Consider the following 16,571-nt stretch of genomic DNA (forward strand, 5'->3'; position numbering starts at 1 on the left):
CACGCCACTATGGCACAGCGGTTGGAGCAGGAGCCGTCCATCTCAACATATCAACCTGACGGGCATCTACACTTGGGACAGCGAGCAACATCTTCCGGAAGGCTTCAGGTCGCTCCGCCTCCCGGTTGCACTACGACGTGCCGCATAAAGTTCCTGCTCAGTCCGGTCTTAGCGTACGATTTTGAGCAGTTCTTGTTCCGACCCCTAGGAGGCGCTGACTTTGAGGACAAGGCCACGCTTGGCAATCACGGATGTCGAACAGAGCGCCTGACACACATTTCGACGGTACTACCAGCCGCAAGGCCCAAGTGATGATGTTCCCACGGAATGGCTACCCTATGCGCCGCGTGGTTACGGTCTGTGGCTGCCAGGCTCTAGATCGCGCTCCCGACGGGCGGCCGATGAAATCGTTGGCCAGCAGCGCAAACAAGCTGACAATTCCAGCCAATCAGATCTGTGCGGTTCTTGCATCCTTTCGGCATCTAAAGCGCACAGCCTGTCGATCACGTCAAATGAACGATAATCTTGCCTTATCATTCATTTGATGGCCTACTGCCGAAATGGCCTCTCACGTCGCGCAAAATCCGGAAAACCATAGCAAACGGCGTTCGCCTCGACGAGAGAGCAGCTCTGAAAACGCTGTTCCGGGTCAAAATCGCCGTCATGACGATGTCTCCGTCGATGACCTGCCCGACATTGTCGATGTCGTGATGGCCATGGGCCGGCAGGCGGAGGCGGCCATCGAGCCCGGCGCTGTCGTCGGTGCCGACGGCGGCCTGACCCTCCGCTATGGCTCTCAGCCCTTCGGGCGTTCGCAGTCCTTCGAAAGGTCCACCGGACCTTCCGATACGCCGGAAGGCGCACCGGACACTCACCGTTCGTCACTCGAAAAGCCAAATCGTTGGCTTTCCGCCGGCGATGCCGACCGCTCCTCACCCCCTGCCCTGCCTGCCGAAGTCATGCCTGCAGGCCGCCTTCCTGGGCAGCTCGGCGATCTGGCCGAACGGGCACGCGGTTATGTCAAGGCGGCCAGTTCCGCCAACACCCGGCGCGCCTACGCCGCCGACTGGAAGCACTTTTCCGACTGGGCCCGGCGCCAGGGTTTTGCCACCATGCCGCCGGATCCCGAGACCGTCGGGCTCTACATCACCGCGCTCGCTTCCGGCGCCGGCAGCGGCGACAAGAAATCCGTGTCGACCATCGAACGACGGCTCGCGTCCCTGAGCTGGAACTATGCCCAGCGCGGGACAGAAAAGCTCGACCGGAAACACCGTGCCATCGCGACCGTCATGGCCGGCATCCGCAATGCCCATGCCCGCCCTCCCCGGCAGAAGGAAGCGATCCTGCCCGAAGATCTGATCGCCATGCTGGAGACGCTCGACAGGGGGACCCTGCGCGGCCTGAGAGATCGGGCGATGCTGCTGCTCGGCTTTGCCGGTGCGCTGCGCCGCTCGGAGATCGTCGGCCTCGATTGCGGCCGCGATCAGACCCAGGATTCTTCGGGCTGGATCGCCTTTTTTCCCAAAGGCCTGCTGGTGACGTTGCGCGGAAAAACCGGCTGGCGCGAGGTCGAGATCGGCCGTGGATCGGCCGACATCACCTGCCCTGTCGTGGCCCTGGAGACCTGGCTGAACCTTGCCCGCATTTCCCATGGCCCACTGTTTCGCCGCGTGACCGGTCAAGGCAAAAAGGTCGGCACCGAACGGCTCAACGACCAGGAAATCGCCCGTCTGGTCAAACGTACCGCCCTTGCCGCCGGCATCCGCGGCGATCTGACCGAGTCCGAACGGACCGGGCTTTTTGCGGGCCATTCGCTGCGTGCTGGCCTTGCCTCTTCGGCCGAGGTCGAGGAGCGCCACGTGCAGAAGCAGCTCGGCCATGCCAGTGCAGAAATGACCCGCACGTACCAGCGCCGCCGCGACCGCTTCCGCGTCAATCTCACCAAGGCGAGTGGACTCTGATTGAGGGAACGGCCCCCCTCGCCCGCTTAAGCGGCGCGAGCGTCCATATCAGTTTGGTATGACCACAGGATCAGCGATCCCCTCCCCTATTGCGCTGCAGTTCAGCTCCACCCCGCAAGTAGCCGCTGTGAGCTCCCTCTGCAGCACTCCATAACCTTGCTATCAGCGACATTTACCTTGCATTTATGGAGTCATGCTCCATAAATGCAAGGATGATTGTCCGCAGAATTACCCCTGAAGTCCTCGAAATGCTCGACACGTCGCCGGCCGTTGCGCTGCTGGGACCCCGCCAAGTCGGCAAGACCACGCTTGCGCTGGAAATCGGCGAGACGAGGCCTTCAATTTATCTGGACCTCGAATCTGATGCCGACCGCGCCAAGCTGATCGAGCCCGAACTCTATCTCACAAGACATGAAGACAAACTCGTCATCCTCGACGAAGTCCACCGGCTCCCAGGGCTGTTTCAGAATCTGCGCGGCCTAATCGACCGCGGTCGCCGTGCTGGCTTGCGGACCGGACGTTTCCTGTTGCTCGGATCGGCCTCCATCGATCTGATGAAGCAATCGAGCGAGACGCTTGCCGGCCGCATTGCCTATCTGGAAATGCACCCGCTCGATGGCCTGGAGGTTGCCCCACGGGACCTTTCCTCCCTTTGGGTGCGTGGGGGATTTCCTGAAAGCTTCCTTGCGCCTAATGACCGAGCCAGCCTGCGCTGGCGACAGGGTTTCATCCGCTCCTATCTGGAGCGCGACATACCTATGCTGGGGCCTCGCATTCCGGCTGAAACCCTGCGCCGCTTCTGGACAATGCTCGCCCACCACCAATCTGGCTTGCTCAATGCCGCGGAATTTGCCCGGGCGCTGGGCATCGATGGCAAGACGGTCGCTTCATATCTCGACCTTCTTGTCGATCTGCTGCTCGTCCGCCGCCTCGAGCCCTGGTACTCCAATGTTTCCAAACGTTTGGTCAAATCGCCCAAGATCTACGTCCGCGACAGCGGCCTCACTCATGCACTGCTGGGTCTCGGCACACAGGAACAGCTTCTGGGTCATCCTGTCGCCGGCGGCAGTTGGGAAGGTTTCGTCATCGAGACCCTGTCGGCAGCAGTTCCCGAAGGCACTGGCATAAATTTCTACCGCACATCGGCCGGCGCCGAAATCGACGTCCTTCTCACCTTGCCAGGCGCAGCCGTGTGGGCGATCGAAATCAAACGCAGCCTGTCACCGAAGGTCGAGAAAGGTTTCCATTTAGCAGCCGAAGACATCAGGCCAGACCGCCGCATCCTCATCTACCCCGGCACGGAGACCTATCCGCTGCCCCACGACGTCGAGGCGATGCCGTTGACCGTGGTCGCAGCTGAGCTCGCAAAGCTGCACTGATCTATCCCGCTTTGGCCTGGGCCCCTCCCCTGCCGCGCAGCAGCGCCATGAGCACCGGCCCGATCGAGAATTCACCGGCGCGTGCCTTCGCCGTCAGGCTACGCAGATAGCCGCCCGGGCTGGAAATGGCCTCGCCCTTCTGCAGCATCGCCGCCACCATGATCGCGGCATCCACCCCCCCCATCGCCTCGCAGGCCTGGTTCCAGGCATCCGGACTGACGCCGAGCGCGCCGCGCACTAGATTTGCCGTTTCCACCAGATCCGCCCAGCCCGAAATGCCGTTTCGTGCGTAGTCCGCAATGTCAGGGCAGGCACGCAGCACCATGCCAAGCGGATAACCCGTTGGCGGCTGGCTCCTGGTTTCAGGTTTCACCGCAGCGGCCGTCCCTTGGCCTTTTTCGAGGCCGGGTTCAAATTCATGAGGGTGTGTTTTTGAATTCTGTATGTGGCGCTCGGAATGAGACTCATTGGCGCTTGTTTCTTCAGTTTTTACGTGACTTTCCAGCGCCTTGCGTACCTCCTGGGCAAGCGCAGCCAGCTCGGCGGCAATCGGTTCGAGCTCGAGCCGGCTCGCCGTGCGTGGAATAGCCGCCACTATGTCACGATAACTGAGATGCAGGCGTGGCCAATCAGCCGCAATGCCCTCCTCGAGGCCGAATGCGATCATCTTGGCGATGTCACGACGCAGGATGGTGATGCGCTCGCGGACGAGCAGAAGCGACCGCCGCTCAGCCCTCACTGCCTCGGCCATGCGCTCGAATTCTTCGGCACGGGCCAGAAGCGGCGTCAGGTCGAAGCCAAAGGCCTGCTCGATCGCACCGTCAAAGCCTTTGCGGGCATAGCGCTTGCCATTGGGGCTGTCGCGGCGCACCACCAGGCCGCAGTCGACGAGCACCGAGAGATGCCGCCTGAGCGTCGCCGGCGCCATGCCATGCGCCCTCAGCGCCAGCTGGGCATTGGACGGAAACACCACCAGCCCCTCCCCTTCCACGAGATCCGTGTCGGGATGGAAGCTCAGCAGCGCGTTGAGAACAGCAAGGGCGCGATCGCTGGCGCCAAGCAATTGCTTGGCCTCGCAGACGGCACGGAACACCTGCCATTTGTTGGAGCTGGCGCCAGGCGCGCAGCTGTCGGCCGCCATCTGACCTGCCACCATGGCAAGCGACAGCGACCGCCGCCCAAAGGGCGTCGTCGAGATATGCGGATCCATAATTTCCCTGCCTTTCAAAGAGGCAAAAGAAATCTGCTCACCAGTTAGGTGCCGTGACTCTTGACACTGATTCGGGGAAATGCGATTCTCTAGTTCTTCACGCTATGAGAAGGGCTTCCACGACGGCAACGTTTTTGGGGGCCTTTTTCTTTTGCGGTATGTCTCCGTTTTCTACTTTTCTGACCGCCTGAAAGCCTCGTAGAGGCTGTCCAGCTGGTCCGTGATGAAATCAGCAAAGCGCGGGCCGTCCGCGGCCTCAACAGCAATCAACGCCTTCTTCGGTGTCTTCTTCACCGACACGCAAACCGATTTGTCGCCGGCGGCCCAGACATTGGGCGCTGCGGACACCTTGGCTTTCTTGGGTGCTCTCTGAGACTTCAGGAAACCCAGAAGGGCGTTGAAGGCCTCATCGCTCGCATTTCCTGTCGCAAACTCCTCCGTAGCAACGAACGCAACGGCTTTAGCGGCATTGGCCGGGACCTGCACGATCTTCTTGAGTTCTTCCCACCGATCGCGCCCAACGCCCTTTGCAGCACCCACTGCCTCGAGGATTGCCTCGGGAACGGTTTCTGCAACCGAACTCATACGAGAGAGTAGCGTATCGTCGATGGTCAGGGCGGATTTAACGACATCCTTTGTCATGCCGCTGTCGAGAAGCTTTCGCGCGAAAAGAGCCTTTTCGATGAACGACAAATCGGCGCGGGCCGTATTCTCCTGCCCCTGGGCGAGGACATGCTCGATATCAGCCAATGGCTTCACTACCGCTCGCACGCTCGTGCCAAGATCCCTGGCAACCTTCGCGCGACGATGCCCGAACACGATCATGTATCGCTGTGTGTCATCAGGATGCGGCCGGACCAGGATTGGAGTCGATTGCCCCGAACGCCGAATTGCATCGCGCAGCTGCTGGTATTCTTCATCGTTGTCGCCAATGCGATCAGCAACAAACGACCCATCAAGCAATGCCGGATCAAGCGATACAACCGTTTCGCCATCAATCATCCGCAGCGAGTTCTCGGCCAATTCGTCCAATGACTGGATCATGGAACGAGAGGCGCCGCGCATTGCATACTGCGAGCGAGCTTCCGAAGCCGAATGGGCCGTTTCACTCTTGTCGCCAGCCATTGACGCAGCCACACTTGCCAGAAGATGCTTTCTAGCCATTGCCGCCTCCGAAACTCCAGCTCATCAGTTTGATTTCACGCAGAAAAACGGCGTTCTGCACGGCTGTCAAAATTGTCATCTGCGTCCCCATGCCTGGTGGACGAGCCCGGTGATTTCAGAGTTCACCAGGTTGAGGCTTTCCATTGCCCGGTCGTAGGTCGAACGCGTAAACTGGCTCTTCTCTACTTCGTACAATGTCTGCTTGGTTATGCCCGCATCCGAGATGGCGGTGGATTTCAGCATCTGGTTCTTGAGCATCCGTTTGTTAAACAGTGCCTGCAGAAACCCGACCATCTGAGCCTGTGGTCCATCGGTCGGTTCGTAGCGCGTGACGAGGTAGCGGAACCACTTCAGCTTGACCCCTGCCCCTGCCCCCTTGATGGACTGCAAGATGCCTCCTAGCATCAGCAGAAACTGGCTCATCGACATGATGTCGAGCATCTGCGGATGGACGGTGATGAGCACTGACGTCGAAGCCGTCAGTGCCGTCAGCGTGAGATAGCCCAGCTGCGGCGGGCAATCGATGACCACCACGTCATACCGATCGTCGACCTCCTTGAGGGCATTGGAGATCCGGGTGAAGAACAGCTTGCCTTCAGTGGAGTTCTTGCTGGTCGCAGCCAGCGGTGTTTCGTATTCGTATTCTTGCAGCTCGAGGTTCGCGGGCACGATATCGAGCCCAGGGAAGTTGGTCGGCCGGATCACGTCCTTGATTGACTTCCGTTCGCCGTCATAGCGAAGCGCCTCATAGAGAGACGGGTTCTTGTCGAGTTCTGGCTGTATGCCATGGAGAGCTGACAGAGAGGCCTGGGGGTCAAGATCGACGGCAAGCACGCGATGTCCGGTGAGAGCCAGATGCTGCGCTAGATGTGCTGCGGTCGTAGTCTTTCCGCTGCCACCTTTGAAATTGACGACGGAGATGACCTGCAGCGCCTCACCCTGACGGCGATGCGGAACATAACGCTTGAAGTCGGTGCGGCCATGCTTGTCGAGGTATTGCCTCAGTTCGAGCATCTGCTGCGCCGTATAGGAGCGGCGGCCAGACGGGGAAACCTCAGGCGCAGGCCCCTTCCCCTCCAGGTGAAGCTTCTTGATATGGTTCTGAGTGACACCGATAAAGTCCGCGACTTCAACCGACGAAAACTGCCGTAGCCCTTTCAAGGCATTTGGGGGATATTGCTCCAGACGGAGCATGTTGAGTTTGTCTGAGATGAGTTCCCCTTGTTCGAGAATCTCCTCATCAAAGTCGAACTCGACGTCGTGGTTGGGTACCAAATTCATAGTCGCCGACTTCCAGAATAACGCTTTTCTCAAGCGATTTGCTTTTGAAGCGTGATTAATGCTTGATTCTCTCCTTCCGGCAAGAATTTTTTAGTTAACAGCAGGTTAACGCCCGATCGAAGGCTCGGTTTGGCACGGCTTCAACACATCCAGCTCCCACACCGCCATTGAGGCATATCGGGCGACTACGGATTGCTGGCGGCACGCCCATACGCTTCGTAAGCCATTGTTTTTATCGGAAAAATACGCGTTCTGCACGGCTGTCAAATTCGACAATTCCTCGACCCCGCGTTTTCGATGAATGCAGAGATATTGCGCTCGCCTACCGACGCCCCCATCCTCGCTACCGTCGCAGGCCAACAAAGACGCGCACGAGATGCCCCTTTCCCTCGCTTAACGAGACCTGACGAGCAGATGAGGGACGAAGGATCAGACAATGACGCCCAGAGCTCGGTCGGGTCGGTCGCGTTGTGCTCGCCAGCCCGCAACCGGCCGCGGTGGCGACGTGGCCGCTACGGTGCTTCTGTGCATCCTTGGAGATAGGGGCGCTTTTGAGAGACGTTAGGGACTGCGGCAGCACAGGCTGACAATCCATTCCGCAGGCAGCGGAGCCACGGCGAGGTATTGTCCAACCCTACTGCACCACCGCGCTCAAGATCCGGAAGGTCTTCGACAGCCAACGGTAGCGTCGCGATAGGCTTGCCTGACCTGACCTGAGCTCACCAGCCAACAACCCGCACGCGCAGTTCGCTAAAGAGAGCTACCAAAGCCGCAAGGATCGGTGATGCCAAGGTCGATCCCAAACTCATGAAACGCGTCGGCACACTTGTCGGTCGCGTCTGAAAAGTTGTCCGCGGACAACTTTTTGCCCTTCAACCAGGTAATGAGCGCTGCGCGTAGACAGCCGACGAATGCGCCGGGCACTTCGGCCCTCGGTCAAAGCCACCAATCGACCCTCAGTTCAAAACTACCCTCAGTTCAAAAGTTGTCCGCGGACAACTCATCGTCTCGATCAATAATCAAGCCGGGGAAGGTCAATCGAGCGGCCCATGGCCCTGTTCATCTCCGCAGTTCGGCCGAGGGCCCACTCGACCTTCCCTTCCCTTCCCTTCAAAAGTTGTCCGCTGACAACTTGCCGCTCGCACAATGATCGCGGCGTATGGGTAATCAAGCCCTATACCGCGCACCGCGACTATCGATCAGAACCATCAGTCGGCTTATCAGTTCAAAACGATGTCAGCGGACAACTCGCATTCCTGTGCAACAATGAGCGGCCGGACGAGCAAGCAGTCGGCGGCTGCATCTGCGCTCCGTGCTGAAGCCTCTATTCCGGCCCGGCTTCAAAAGTTGTCCGCGGACAACTCGCTATCCTCCTTACGCACTCGACAGCCGACATGCAGCCTTCGAATGACCCTGGCTATGGCGGTGGGAATGCTCCAGAAGCTTCCGCGAAGGTGCGGACAGCGCAGCCGAGACGGCAAGGTCCGGAACAACCGGTCAGGCAGATAGCTGCGTACCGTGCGATGCGAAAAGAGCGTTTCTACAGGCTCGTTCCAGCTCGCAGTCGTGGTTGGCAAGCCATTACGGTAGCCCTCGTGCCACGGTTGTGTGCCAGGGGACGCTGGCAGTTCGGAGGGGAGGGAGGCGGAAGTCATGCATTCGCTTTCCTGGTTTGCGCAGGGGGAAGGCCTCTTCAATGACCTGCATGTGGACAGGCGGAGGACGCTCATGGGCTCGATCGCTAGCGCGATCTGAACGTCGCCCGCATTCCGGAATCCAAGGCGTAGCGGGACTGATACCTTACTTGAGCGGTTGCCTCAGGCCGATTAGCATCACGTGGAACAACCGTCCGAGAAATCGACCCGGCACCGGAAGCGTCTCGATCACGCCTTCGACGAGCCATGTCCTGTCGGCGTGTCATCACTGGCCGTGAGCCGCACCCTCGGACACACCATCATTAGCCAATTTGAACGGCACCGTTGCTTGCAGAGGCGGTGTTGCACTGGCGCCGGGTGTCCAATGGAACTTGCGCCGACGTCGAAACCATGGGGCGGGGCGAGGCTAGCGGGAACCGCGGGCACGAGCAGCGCCGGTAGGATAGCTTTCGTCAACATTGGATGGGGCAGGGGGCAATTGAATGACGGAGCTTCTCGCTATGCAAAGCGTGCACTCCGAGGTACATAATCCTGTCGAAGCATCCGATCCATCAGATAAATGATGGCCGTATGGTCCAGGTGTCGCCGCCTCTGAGGGCGACTTTGCCGTAGGTAGCCCTGAACGGCCGTGCCACGGCCGCGGGTTCCTCAGCCGCGCAGCCCCACGATACGTCTGTGGACGCGTCAACATAGGTAGACAGATAGCCGCCTTCACGGCGAGTCCTCGAGGTGGCTAGCCGAAGGCACCCCAATTGAACGGTTACAGTTGATCCACACGCAGCTTCGCCAAGCCGAGGCTCTTCCTTGCCGAAAATGGCTATGACGGCGATTTCCTGCGTGAAGAACTCCTGATCCATTGGATCAGTCCGGTCATTCGCCAAAAGGCCAACCGCAAGAACCCGCCCGCCTGCGACTACCGGGCCTACAACTACCGTAACTGCAGTGAGCGGATGTTCAATTGCCTCAAGCAGTTCCGTTGCGTTGCGACCCGATACGCCAAGACACGGAAAAATCCTTCTCAGCATTCCTCGCCCTGGCCGCAACCAAGATATGGTTGCCGCACTTTGTGTATAGGACCTAGCGCTGCGAGCACCAGTGCTTCGGCAGATGCTTTGGTCTCGTCATCGAAAGCCCAGCTGTCAGCGCCTCATCCAAGCATGATGTGAAGAATGCAGTTTCGGGGCTTCCCCCAAAATGATTGACCCGAATTTCGCATCCGCGCTTGCTGATCAGAATTCCAACGGCCCTCAACTGTTCCCGGACTTCCTGGAATTTCATCTTCCCGTTCTCCCGTCTAATCCTCCCTCATGAGATTAGTGAAAACTAAAATGACCCGACGAGCAAGAGTTTCGTTAACCAAACGTTAACGACACTGGCGCTCCTGCTTTTTTGATTGGCACTCGGCTGGCCATCCATGCGGCTGTAGAATTCTACACTCTTCCCCAAGCGCATCCTGTGATCACTTCGCCCCAATCCAGCCAGTGAGGACTGCGAGGGGCGATGGCAACTGAGGCACTTTGTTTCACGCAAAAGCGAATGAGCAACTGGCGGCGCCGGGCCGTCCTGCCCGTATCAAGGCATCTCCCCTTCTCGGCCGTCTTTCACCCAGCGGCATGAGCTAGCCGACATGGCGCAACTTCGCTCTCATCCGCGTCTCATAGGCAAGCTTCGGGATGCCTTTGGCCAGGACCTCTGCGCTGCACTCGAAGACACATCCGTCGTCGAGATCATGCTGAACCCCGACGGACGCCTTTTCATCGAGCGCCTCGGACATGGCATCTCGCCAGCCGGGGAGATGAAGCCGACCACCGCCGAGATCGTCATTGGAAGCGTCGCGCACGCGCTGCATTCCGAGGCTGATGAGCAACGCCCGATCATCTCCGGCGAGTTGCCGATCGGCGGTCATCGTTTTGAAGGTTTGCTGCCACCCGTAGTCTCGGCCCCGACATTCACCATCCGGCGTCGCGCTTCGCGGCTGATCCCGCTTGTCGACTATGTGTCCTTCAACATGATGACCGAGCAGCAAGCAGCGGTGATCCGTAACGCGATCACGTCACGGCAGAACATCGTCATCTCGGGTGGGACCGGTTCGGGCAAAACGACCTTGGCGAATGCGATCATCGCCGAGATTGTCCAAAAGGCACCGCAGGATCGGTTGCTCATCCTGGAGGACACGGCCGAGATCCAGTGCGCTGCAGAGAATGCGGTGGTGCTTCGTACCAGCGACACGATCGATATGGCCCGTCTGCTCAAGAGCACGATGCGGCTGAGACCAGATCGCATCATTGTCGGCGAGGTCCGTGATGGTGCGGCCCTCACCCTACTGAAGGCCTGGAACACCGGCCATCCCGGCGGCGTGACGACGATCCACTCCAATACGGCGATGTCTGCATTGCGGCGGCTCGAACAGCTTACCGCCGAAGTCAGCCAGCAGCCGATGAAAGAGGTGATTGGTGAAGCCGTTGATCTCGTCGTGTCTATCGCGCGGACGCCCGCAGGTCGAAGAGTGCGCGATGTCATCCATGTCGAGCGCTTTGCCGGCGTGCAGTACCACACCGAAACCTACGCTCAGATGGAGGAGCAGCGCCATGTCGCTTGACCGTCAAACCGTTCTCATCGTCAGCGCATTTGCGCTTATGTTCATGCTGGTCGATCCGGCCCTCGCCAGTTCCGGGGGTGGCTTGCCGTGGGAAGGCCCGCTGCAACGAATCCAGCAGTCAATCACCGGACCTGTCGCGGGCTTCATCGCGCTGGCCGCTGTTGCTGTTGCTGGCGGCATGTTGATTTTTGGCGGCGAGCTCAACGATTTCGCGCGCAGGCTCATGTATGTGGTGCTGGTTGCGGGCATTCTGCTCGGCGCCACTCAAATCGTTGCGCTATTCGGTGCAACAGGCGCCTCCATCGGCGATGTCGACGCCTCCGCTGCTTCTTCCGAGACAGGGGAGGGGGACCATGACTGACATAGGGTCCAATCTCCAGCGCAACCGCATCCATCGTGCTCTGTCGCGTCCAAACCTGCTGATGGGGGCGGACCGGGAACTGGTCCTCGTCACCGGTCTTGCTGCAGCGATCTTGATCTTCGTGGTGCTGACGCTCCATTCGGCGGTGTTTGGGATCGCCGTGTGGATCGGGGTGGTTGCCGCACTTCGAATGATGGCGAAGGCCGACCCGATGATGCGCCGCGTCTATATCAGACACATCTGCTATAGGTCGCACTACCGGCCCACCTCTACGCCCTGGCACCGCTACTGAGGGTGATGAACCATGGCCGCACTTCGTCCCTTTCGACATTCCGGCCCGTCCTTTGCTGATCTTGTTCCGTATGCGGGACTGATCGCCAATGGCGTCATCCTGCTTAAGGACGGGAGCCTGATGGCAGGCTGGTACTTCGCAGGCCCGGATTCGGAGAGCTCGACCGATGCCGAGCGCAACGAGATTTCGCGTCAGATCAACGCCATCCTTTCGCGCCTTGGCTCGGGCTGGATGGTCCAGGTCGAGGCCGTGCGATTGCCGACCGTAGCTTATCCTGCAACTGCGGAGTGCCATTTTCCCGATCCCGTCACGCGTGCCATCGACGCTGAGCGACGTGCGCATTTCGAGCGGGAGAAGGGGCACTATGAGAGCCGGCATGCGCTGATCCTGACCTATCATCCTCCGACGAGGCAACGATCGGGGTTAACCCGCTATCTCTATTCGGACCCGGACAGCCGTGCCGCAACCTATGCCGACAAGGTGCTTGAAACGTTTCAGACCGCGATCCGCGAAGTCGAGCAATATCTCGCCAACGTCTTGTCCATCAGGCGAATGGAAACGCGATCGGCCGAGGAGCGCGGCGGTTTTCTGACCGCACATTACGACGAACTGTTCCAGTTCATCCGCTTTTGCATCACGGGAGAAAACCATCCTGTGCGCCTGCCAGACATCCCGATGTATCTCGACTGGCTGGTGACGGCAGAGCTCCAGCACGGCCTGACGCCGATCGTCGAAAGCCGCTTTCTTGGCGTTGTTGCGATCGACGGTCTGCCGGCCGAAAGCTGGCCTGGCATCCTGAACTCGCTTGACCTGATGCCGCTGACCTATCGCTGGTCGTCGCGCTTCATGTTCCTCGATGACCAGGAAGCCCGCCAAAAGCTCGAACGCACCCGCAAGAAGTGGCAGCAGAAGATCCGGCCCTTTTTCGACCAGCTGTTCCAGACGCAGTCGCGCTCGATCGACCAGGACGCCCTGACGATGGTGGCGGAGACGGAGGATGCGATCGCACAAGCCTCCTCGCAGCTTGTCGCCTATGGCTACTACACGCCTGTCATCGTGCTGTTTGACGAAAGCAGCACTCGTCTTCGCGAGAACTGTGAGGCCGTACGTCGTCTGATCCAGGCTGAGGGCTTCGGGGCGAGAATCGAGACGCTGAATGCGACCGAGGCATTCCTGGGTTCGCTGCCCGGCAACTGGTACGCCAATGTTCGCGAGCCGCTGATCCACACACGTAACCTTTCCGACCTCATTCCACTGAATTCGGTCTGGTCCGGCAGTCCTATAGCCCCTTGCCCGTTTTATCCGCCGGCCTCTCCACCACTGATGCAGGTTGCGTCGGGCTCGACACCGTTTCGGCTGAACCTGCATGTCGACGATGTCGGCCACACCCTCATCTTCGGGCCGACCGGATCGGGCAAGTCGACGCTACTGGCGCTGATTGTGGCCCAGTTCCGGCGCTACCCCGGAGCCCAGATCTTCGCCTTCGACAAGGGCCGGTCGATGCTGCCGCTCACGCTGGCCGCCGGCGGCGACCACTACGAGATCGGGGCCGACAGCGATATTTCGACAGGGGAGGGGGCAAGTTCAGTTTCGGCGCTCGCCTTCTGTCCGCTTTCGGACCTCGCCACCGACGCCGACAGGGCCTTTGCGTCCGAATGGATCGAGACGCTCGTAGCGCTACAAGGCATTTCGATCACACCCGATCACCGCAACGCGATCTCAAGACAAGTCGCGCTTTTGACGGATGCCCGCGGACGCTCACTCTCTGACTTCGTCTCCGGCGTTCAGATGCGCGAGATCAAGGAGGCTCTCCATCACTACACCGTCGACGGCCCGATGGGGCAACTGCTTGACGCCGAAAGCGATGGCCTGTCGCTCGGCTCGCTGCAGACCTTCGAGATCGAGGAGTTGATGAATATGGGCGAGCGCAATCTCGTGCCCGTGCTCACCTACCTCTTCCGCAAGATTGAGAAACGCTTGACTGGCGCACCGAGCCTGATCGTCCTCGACGAGGCATGGCTGATGCTGGGTCACCCGACATTTCGCGACAAGATCAGGGAATGGCTGAAGGTGCTGCGCAAGGCCAATTGCGCCGTGGTGCTCGCCACCCAGTCGATTTCCGATGCCGAGCGCTCCGGCATCATCGATGTGCTGAAGGAATCCTGTCCCACGAAGATCTGCCTGCCCAATGGGGCTGCGCGCGAGGCAGGCACGCGTGAGTTTTACCAGCGTATCGGCTTTAACGAACGCCAGATCGAAATCGTCGCAACGGCAGTCCCCAAACGTGAATATTACGTCGCCTCGCCGGAAGGCCGCCGACTGTTCGACATGTCGCTGGGACCGCTCACCCTGTCCTTCGTCGGCGTCACTGGCAAGCAAGATCTCCAACGCATTCTGGCCCTGAAGCGCGAACACGGCGCGGACTGGCCGATCTATTGGCTCGAAATGAGAGGAATTGCCCATGCCGCGGCATTTTTTCCATCCACATAGTCTGCAAATGGCCGGTACCGCGGTCATGTTCAGTGTCACCATGGCAGCACCGGTCACAGGTCATGCCGGCGGCGTAACGGGCCAGGCGACCGAATGGACACAGCTCGCCAACAATGCCGAGTTGATCGCGCTCGTCGGCAAGTCGGCCGATCAGGTCAACAACCAGGTCAAGCAGATCACGCAATTGGCCGAGCAGATCCAGAACCAGCTCAACATCTACAACAACCTGCTCCAAAACACCGCCCGGCTGCCAAAGCATATGTGGGGACAGGTCGAAGGCGACCTTCGGAAGCTGCAATCCATCGTCGGGCAAGGACAGGGCATCGCGTTCTCGATGGGAAACATCGATGACGTGCTGAAGCAGCGCTTCCAGAGCTTTGCCGATTTCAAGACCGGCCTCGCCGATGGCCAGACATTTTCCGACAACTACCAGACCTGGTCGACCACGAACCGCGACACCATCGCTGGTACGCTGAAGGCGGCAGGGCTTACGGCTGACCAGTTCACCTCCGAGGAAGCGACAATGAGCTCTCTCCGCGCCATGTCGGAGACATCGGACGGCCAGATGAAAGCGCTTCAGGTCGGCCACCAGATAGCGGCCCAGCAGGTGGCGCAATTCCAGAAGCTGCGCGGGCTGGTCTCGCAACAGACCACAATGATGGGGACCTGGTTCCAGTCAAGACAGGCGGACAAGGACCTCGCGCAAGCACGGCGCGAGAACTTTTTCAGTTCGCCGCTGCCCAATGTGCGGGGCGGCCAAATGATGGAGCCGCGCTGGTGAACGCTTCCATGCTCATTGGAATATCGATCGGCATCGCAATCAGCGTCTGCGCAGGCAGCGCCTTCTGGATGCTGCAGCAACCCTTACCGGTGGATGAGGCGCCCGCACCCATCTCGGAAAGGGCACGCAGGGAGCATGCTGAAAGGTTCTTCAGCGGAGATCCCGATCGGAACGTGCGCGGCGGCCAGGAGATGAGGCCGCGATGGTAACCGTCAAGCAAGTCGGCAGGCATCAACTCGCTTTCGCGGTGATCGGTGCACTCCTCATTGCCTGCGCACCTGCGCTCGCGCAACAAGGATCTGTACTGACGACCCTGGAGAACCAGGTCGTGACGGCCGCGCGGGGTTGGCAAACAACGGTCATGAATGCCGCCCGTTCGCTATTCTGGATCCTCGCCGGCATCGAGGTTGCGATTGCAGCGGTCTGGCTTGCGATCAACACAGCCTCGCTCGACAGCTGGTTTGCGGAGCTCGTGCGCCGGATCATGTTCATCGGCCTGTTCGCATTCATCCTCGATCAGGGCCCGAGCTTCGCAAGAGCGGTCGTCGACAGCCTGTTTCAGATCGGCGCCAGTGGCGGATCGGCGTCACCCGCCAATATCTTCGACGCCGGCATCCGCGTTGCCTCGAAGATGTCTGAACTGGCAAAATTCGGCCTGTTCGAAGACAATGCGCTGGCGATAGCCGCCGTCTTCGCAATGGTCGTGGTGGTCGTCTGTTTCAGCCTGGTCGCGGCGATCTTCGTCGCGGTGCTCGTCGAGATGTATGTCGGCCTTCTCGCCGGCATGATCATGCTCGGCCTTGGCGGGTCGTCCTTCACCAAGGATTTTGCCGTCCGCTACCTCATCTATGCCTTCTCGGTCGGGATGAAGCTCATGGCGCTGGTGATGATCGCCCGGATCGGCTCGGAAGTGCTGATCAGCCTGGCAGAAGCACCGACGGCAAAGTCAGAGCAGTTTGTCACCACGCTGGCCATCGCCGGAATAGCCGTCGTGGTGTTCATCATCGCCATGTACGTCCCCGCCATCCTTCAGGGTGTTGTGCAAGGAGTTTCCGTTTCCGGCGGCATGGAAGCGATACGTCATGGTGGGCACGCAGCGACTTTCACCGCCGGCGGTGCCTTTCTTGGCGCAGGTGCCGTTGCGAGCGGCGCTACGGCGGCAAGTGCGGCCCGGGCGGGCGGCGCTTCCATGGCCGGAGCAGCCATGCGCGGCATGGCATCCGGGATCGGTAGTGCCGGATGGGCTGCGGCATCGGCGGCCAAGGAAAAAGCAATTGCAGCACCGGGAGCCCATGCCGGGTCTCTGCTCGGGCTCGCCAACGCCAAACTCGACCAGAGCCGGCCGTCCGGCAGGACCATCCCTGCACCACAGCCGCTCGATGAGAAGAACTAGCCCGG

General features: G+C 59.9%; 12 protein-coding genes. 9 read left to right on the forward strand and 3 right to left on the reverse strand.

The features are described 5' to 3' along the window. Positions 1–710 precede the first annotated feature (710 nt). Together IG197_RS34225 and IG197_RS34230 are read left to right on the forward strand one after the other, a co-directional pair. Positions 711–1,961: a site-specific integrase gene (locus IG197_RS34225; protein ID WP_371746620.1), complete on the forward strand. Its 1,251-nt coding sequence runs from the start codon at positions 711–713 to the stop codon at positions 1,959–1,961. A 212-nt stretch (positions 1,962–2,173) separates the two neighbouring features. Beyond that, a complete protein-coding gene (locus IG197_RS34230; RefSeq protein ID WP_192321340.1) occupies positions 2,174–3,340 on the forward strand; it encodes an ATP-binding protein in 1,167 nt (388 codons plus the stop codon). 1 nt (position 3,341) lies between these two features. Here the strand turns inward: IG197_RS34230 and repC are convergent, their stop codons facing one another. The 3 genes from repC to repA all read right to left on the reverse strand — a co-directional run bounded on the left by repC (position 3,342) and on the right by repA (position 6,995). Further along, the gene (gene repC, locus IG197_RS34235) at positions 3,342–4,550 is read right to left on the reverse strand and encodes a plasmid replication protein RepC (RefSeq protein ID WP_192321342.1); all 1,209 of its coding nucleotides are present in this window, start codon (positions 4,548–4,550) and stop codon (positions 3,342–3,344) included. A gap of 171 nt (positions 4,551–4,721) precedes the next feature. Further along, a complete protein-coding gene (gene repB / locus IG197_RS34240) occupies positions 4,722–5,714 on the reverse strand; it encodes a plasmid partitioning protein RepB (protein ID WP_067968566.1) in 993 nt (330 codons plus the stop codon). A gap of 75 nt (positions 5,715–5,789) precedes the next feature. Next, positions 5,790–6,995 carry a plasmid partitioning protein RepA gene (repA, locus tag IG197_RS34245; RefSeq protein WP_067969602.1) on the reverse strand — a complete coding sequence of 402 codons (1,206 nt, stop codon included), beginning with the start codon at positions 6,993–6,995 and terminating at the stop codon, positions 5,790–5,792. A 3,282-nt stretch (positions 6,996–10,277) separates the two neighbouring features. On the opposite strand from repA, the gene trbB reads away from it, so the two are divergent. Genes trbB through trbL form a run of 7 tightly spaced genes read left to right on the forward strand, consistent with a single transcriptional unit; the run spans position 10,278 to position 16,566 of the window. Further along, positions 10,278–11,249: a P-type conjugative transfer ATPase TrbB gene (trbB, locus tag IG197_RS34255; protein ID WP_192321344.1), complete on the forward strand. Its 972-nt coding sequence runs from the start codon at positions 10,278–10,280 to the stop codon at positions 11,247–11,249. Further along, complete coding sequence (locus IG197_RS34260; protein WP_067969593.1) at positions 11,239–11,610, forward strand: TrbC/VirB2 family protein; 372 nt, start codon at positions 11,239–11,241, stop codon at positions 11,608–11,610. The genes trbB and IG197_RS34260 overlap by 11 nt, the downstream gene beginning before the upstream one ends. Further along, on the forward strand, positions 11,603–11,902 hold the full coding sequence (locus IG197_RS34265) for a conjugal transfer protein TrbD (RefSeq protein ID WP_067969590.1): 300 nt from the start codon (positions 11,603–11,605) through the stop codon (positions 11,900–11,902). Before IG197_RS34260 ends, IG197_RS34265 begins: the two co-directional genes overlap by 8 nt. A 12-nt stretch (positions 11,903–11,914) precedes the next feature. Further along, positions 11,915–14,392: a conjugal transfer protein TrbE gene (locus IG197_RS34270; RefSeq protein ID WP_192321346.1), complete on the forward strand. Its 2,478-nt coding sequence runs from the start codon at positions 11,915–11,917 to the stop codon at positions 14,390–14,392. 25 nt (positions 14,393–14,417) lie between these two features. Then, positions 14,418–15,173 carry a P-type conjugative transfer protein TrbJ gene (gene trbJ / locus IG197_RS34275; RefSeq protein ID WP_246765525.1) on the forward strand — a complete coding sequence of 252 codons (756 nt, stop codon included), beginning with the start codon at positions 14,418–14,420 and terminating at the stop codon, positions 15,171–15,173. An 8-nt stretch (positions 15,174–15,181) separates the two neighbouring features. After that, positions 15,182–15,382, forward strand: a complete 201-nt coding sequence (gene trbK / locus IG197_RS34280) for an entry exclusion protein TrbK (protein WP_246765553.1) — start codon at positions 15,182–15,184, stop codon at positions 15,380–15,382. Next, complete coding sequence (trbL, locus tag IG197_RS34285; protein WP_192321352.1) at positions 15,376–16,566, forward strand: P-type conjugative transfer protein TrbL; 1,191 nt, start codon at positions 15,376–15,378, stop codon at positions 16,564–16,566. Before trbK ends, trbL begins: the two co-directional genes overlap by 7 nt. Positions 16,567–16,571: the final 5 nt, after the last annotated feature.

It is taken from the genome of Aminobacter sp. SR38 (assembly GCF_014843375.1).
Classification (GTDB): Bacteria; Pseudomonadota; Alphaproteobacteria; order Rhizobiales; family Rhizobiaceae; genus Aminobacter; species Aminobacter ciceronei.

Coding starts and splice junctions, on each gene's coding strand:
- IG197_RS34225 (WP_371746620.1), top strand. CDS start 711: ATGGCCATGGGCCGGCAGGCGGAGGCGGCCATCGAGCCCGGCGCTGTC.
- IG197_RS34230 (WP_192321340.1), top strand. CDS start 2,174: ATGATTGTCCGCAGAATTACCCCTGAAGTCCTCGAAATGCTCGACACG.
- repC (WP_192321342.1), bottom strand. CDS start 4,550: ATGGATCCGCATATCTCGACGACGCCCTTTGGGCGGCGGTCGCTGTCG.
- repB (WP_067968566.1), bottom strand. CDS start 5,714: ATGGCTAGAAAGCATCTTCTGGCAAGTGTGGCTGCGTCAATGGCTGGC.
- repA (WP_067969602.1), bottom strand. CDS start 6,995: ATGAATTTGGTACCCAACCACGACGTCGAGTTCGACTTTGATGAGGAG.
- trbB (WP_192321344.1), top strand. CDS start 10,278: ATGGCGCAACTTCGCTCTCATCCGCGTCTCATAGGCAAGCTTCGGGAT.
- IG197_RS34260 (WP_067969593.1), top strand. CDS start 11,239: ATGTCGCTTGACCGTCAAACCGTTCTCATCGTCAGCGCATTTGCGCTT.
- IG197_RS34265 (WP_067969590.1), top strand. CDS start 11,603: ATGACTGACATAGGGTCCAATCTCCAGCGCAACCGCATCCATCGTGCT.
- IG197_RS34270 (WP_192321346.1), top strand. CDS start 11,915: ATGGCCGCACTTCGTCCCTTTCGACATTCCGGCCCGTCCTTTGCTGAT.
- trbJ (WP_246765525.1), top strand. CDS start 14,418: ATGTTCAGTGTCACCATGGCAGCACCGGTCACAGGTCATGCCGGCGGC.
- trbK (WP_246765553.1), top strand. CDS start 15,182: ATGCTCATTGGAATATCGATCGGCATCGCAATCAGCGTCTGCGCAGGC.
- trbL (WP_192321352.1), top strand. CDS start 15,376: ATGGTAACCGTCAAGCAAGTCGGCAGGCATCAACTCGCTTTCGCGGTG.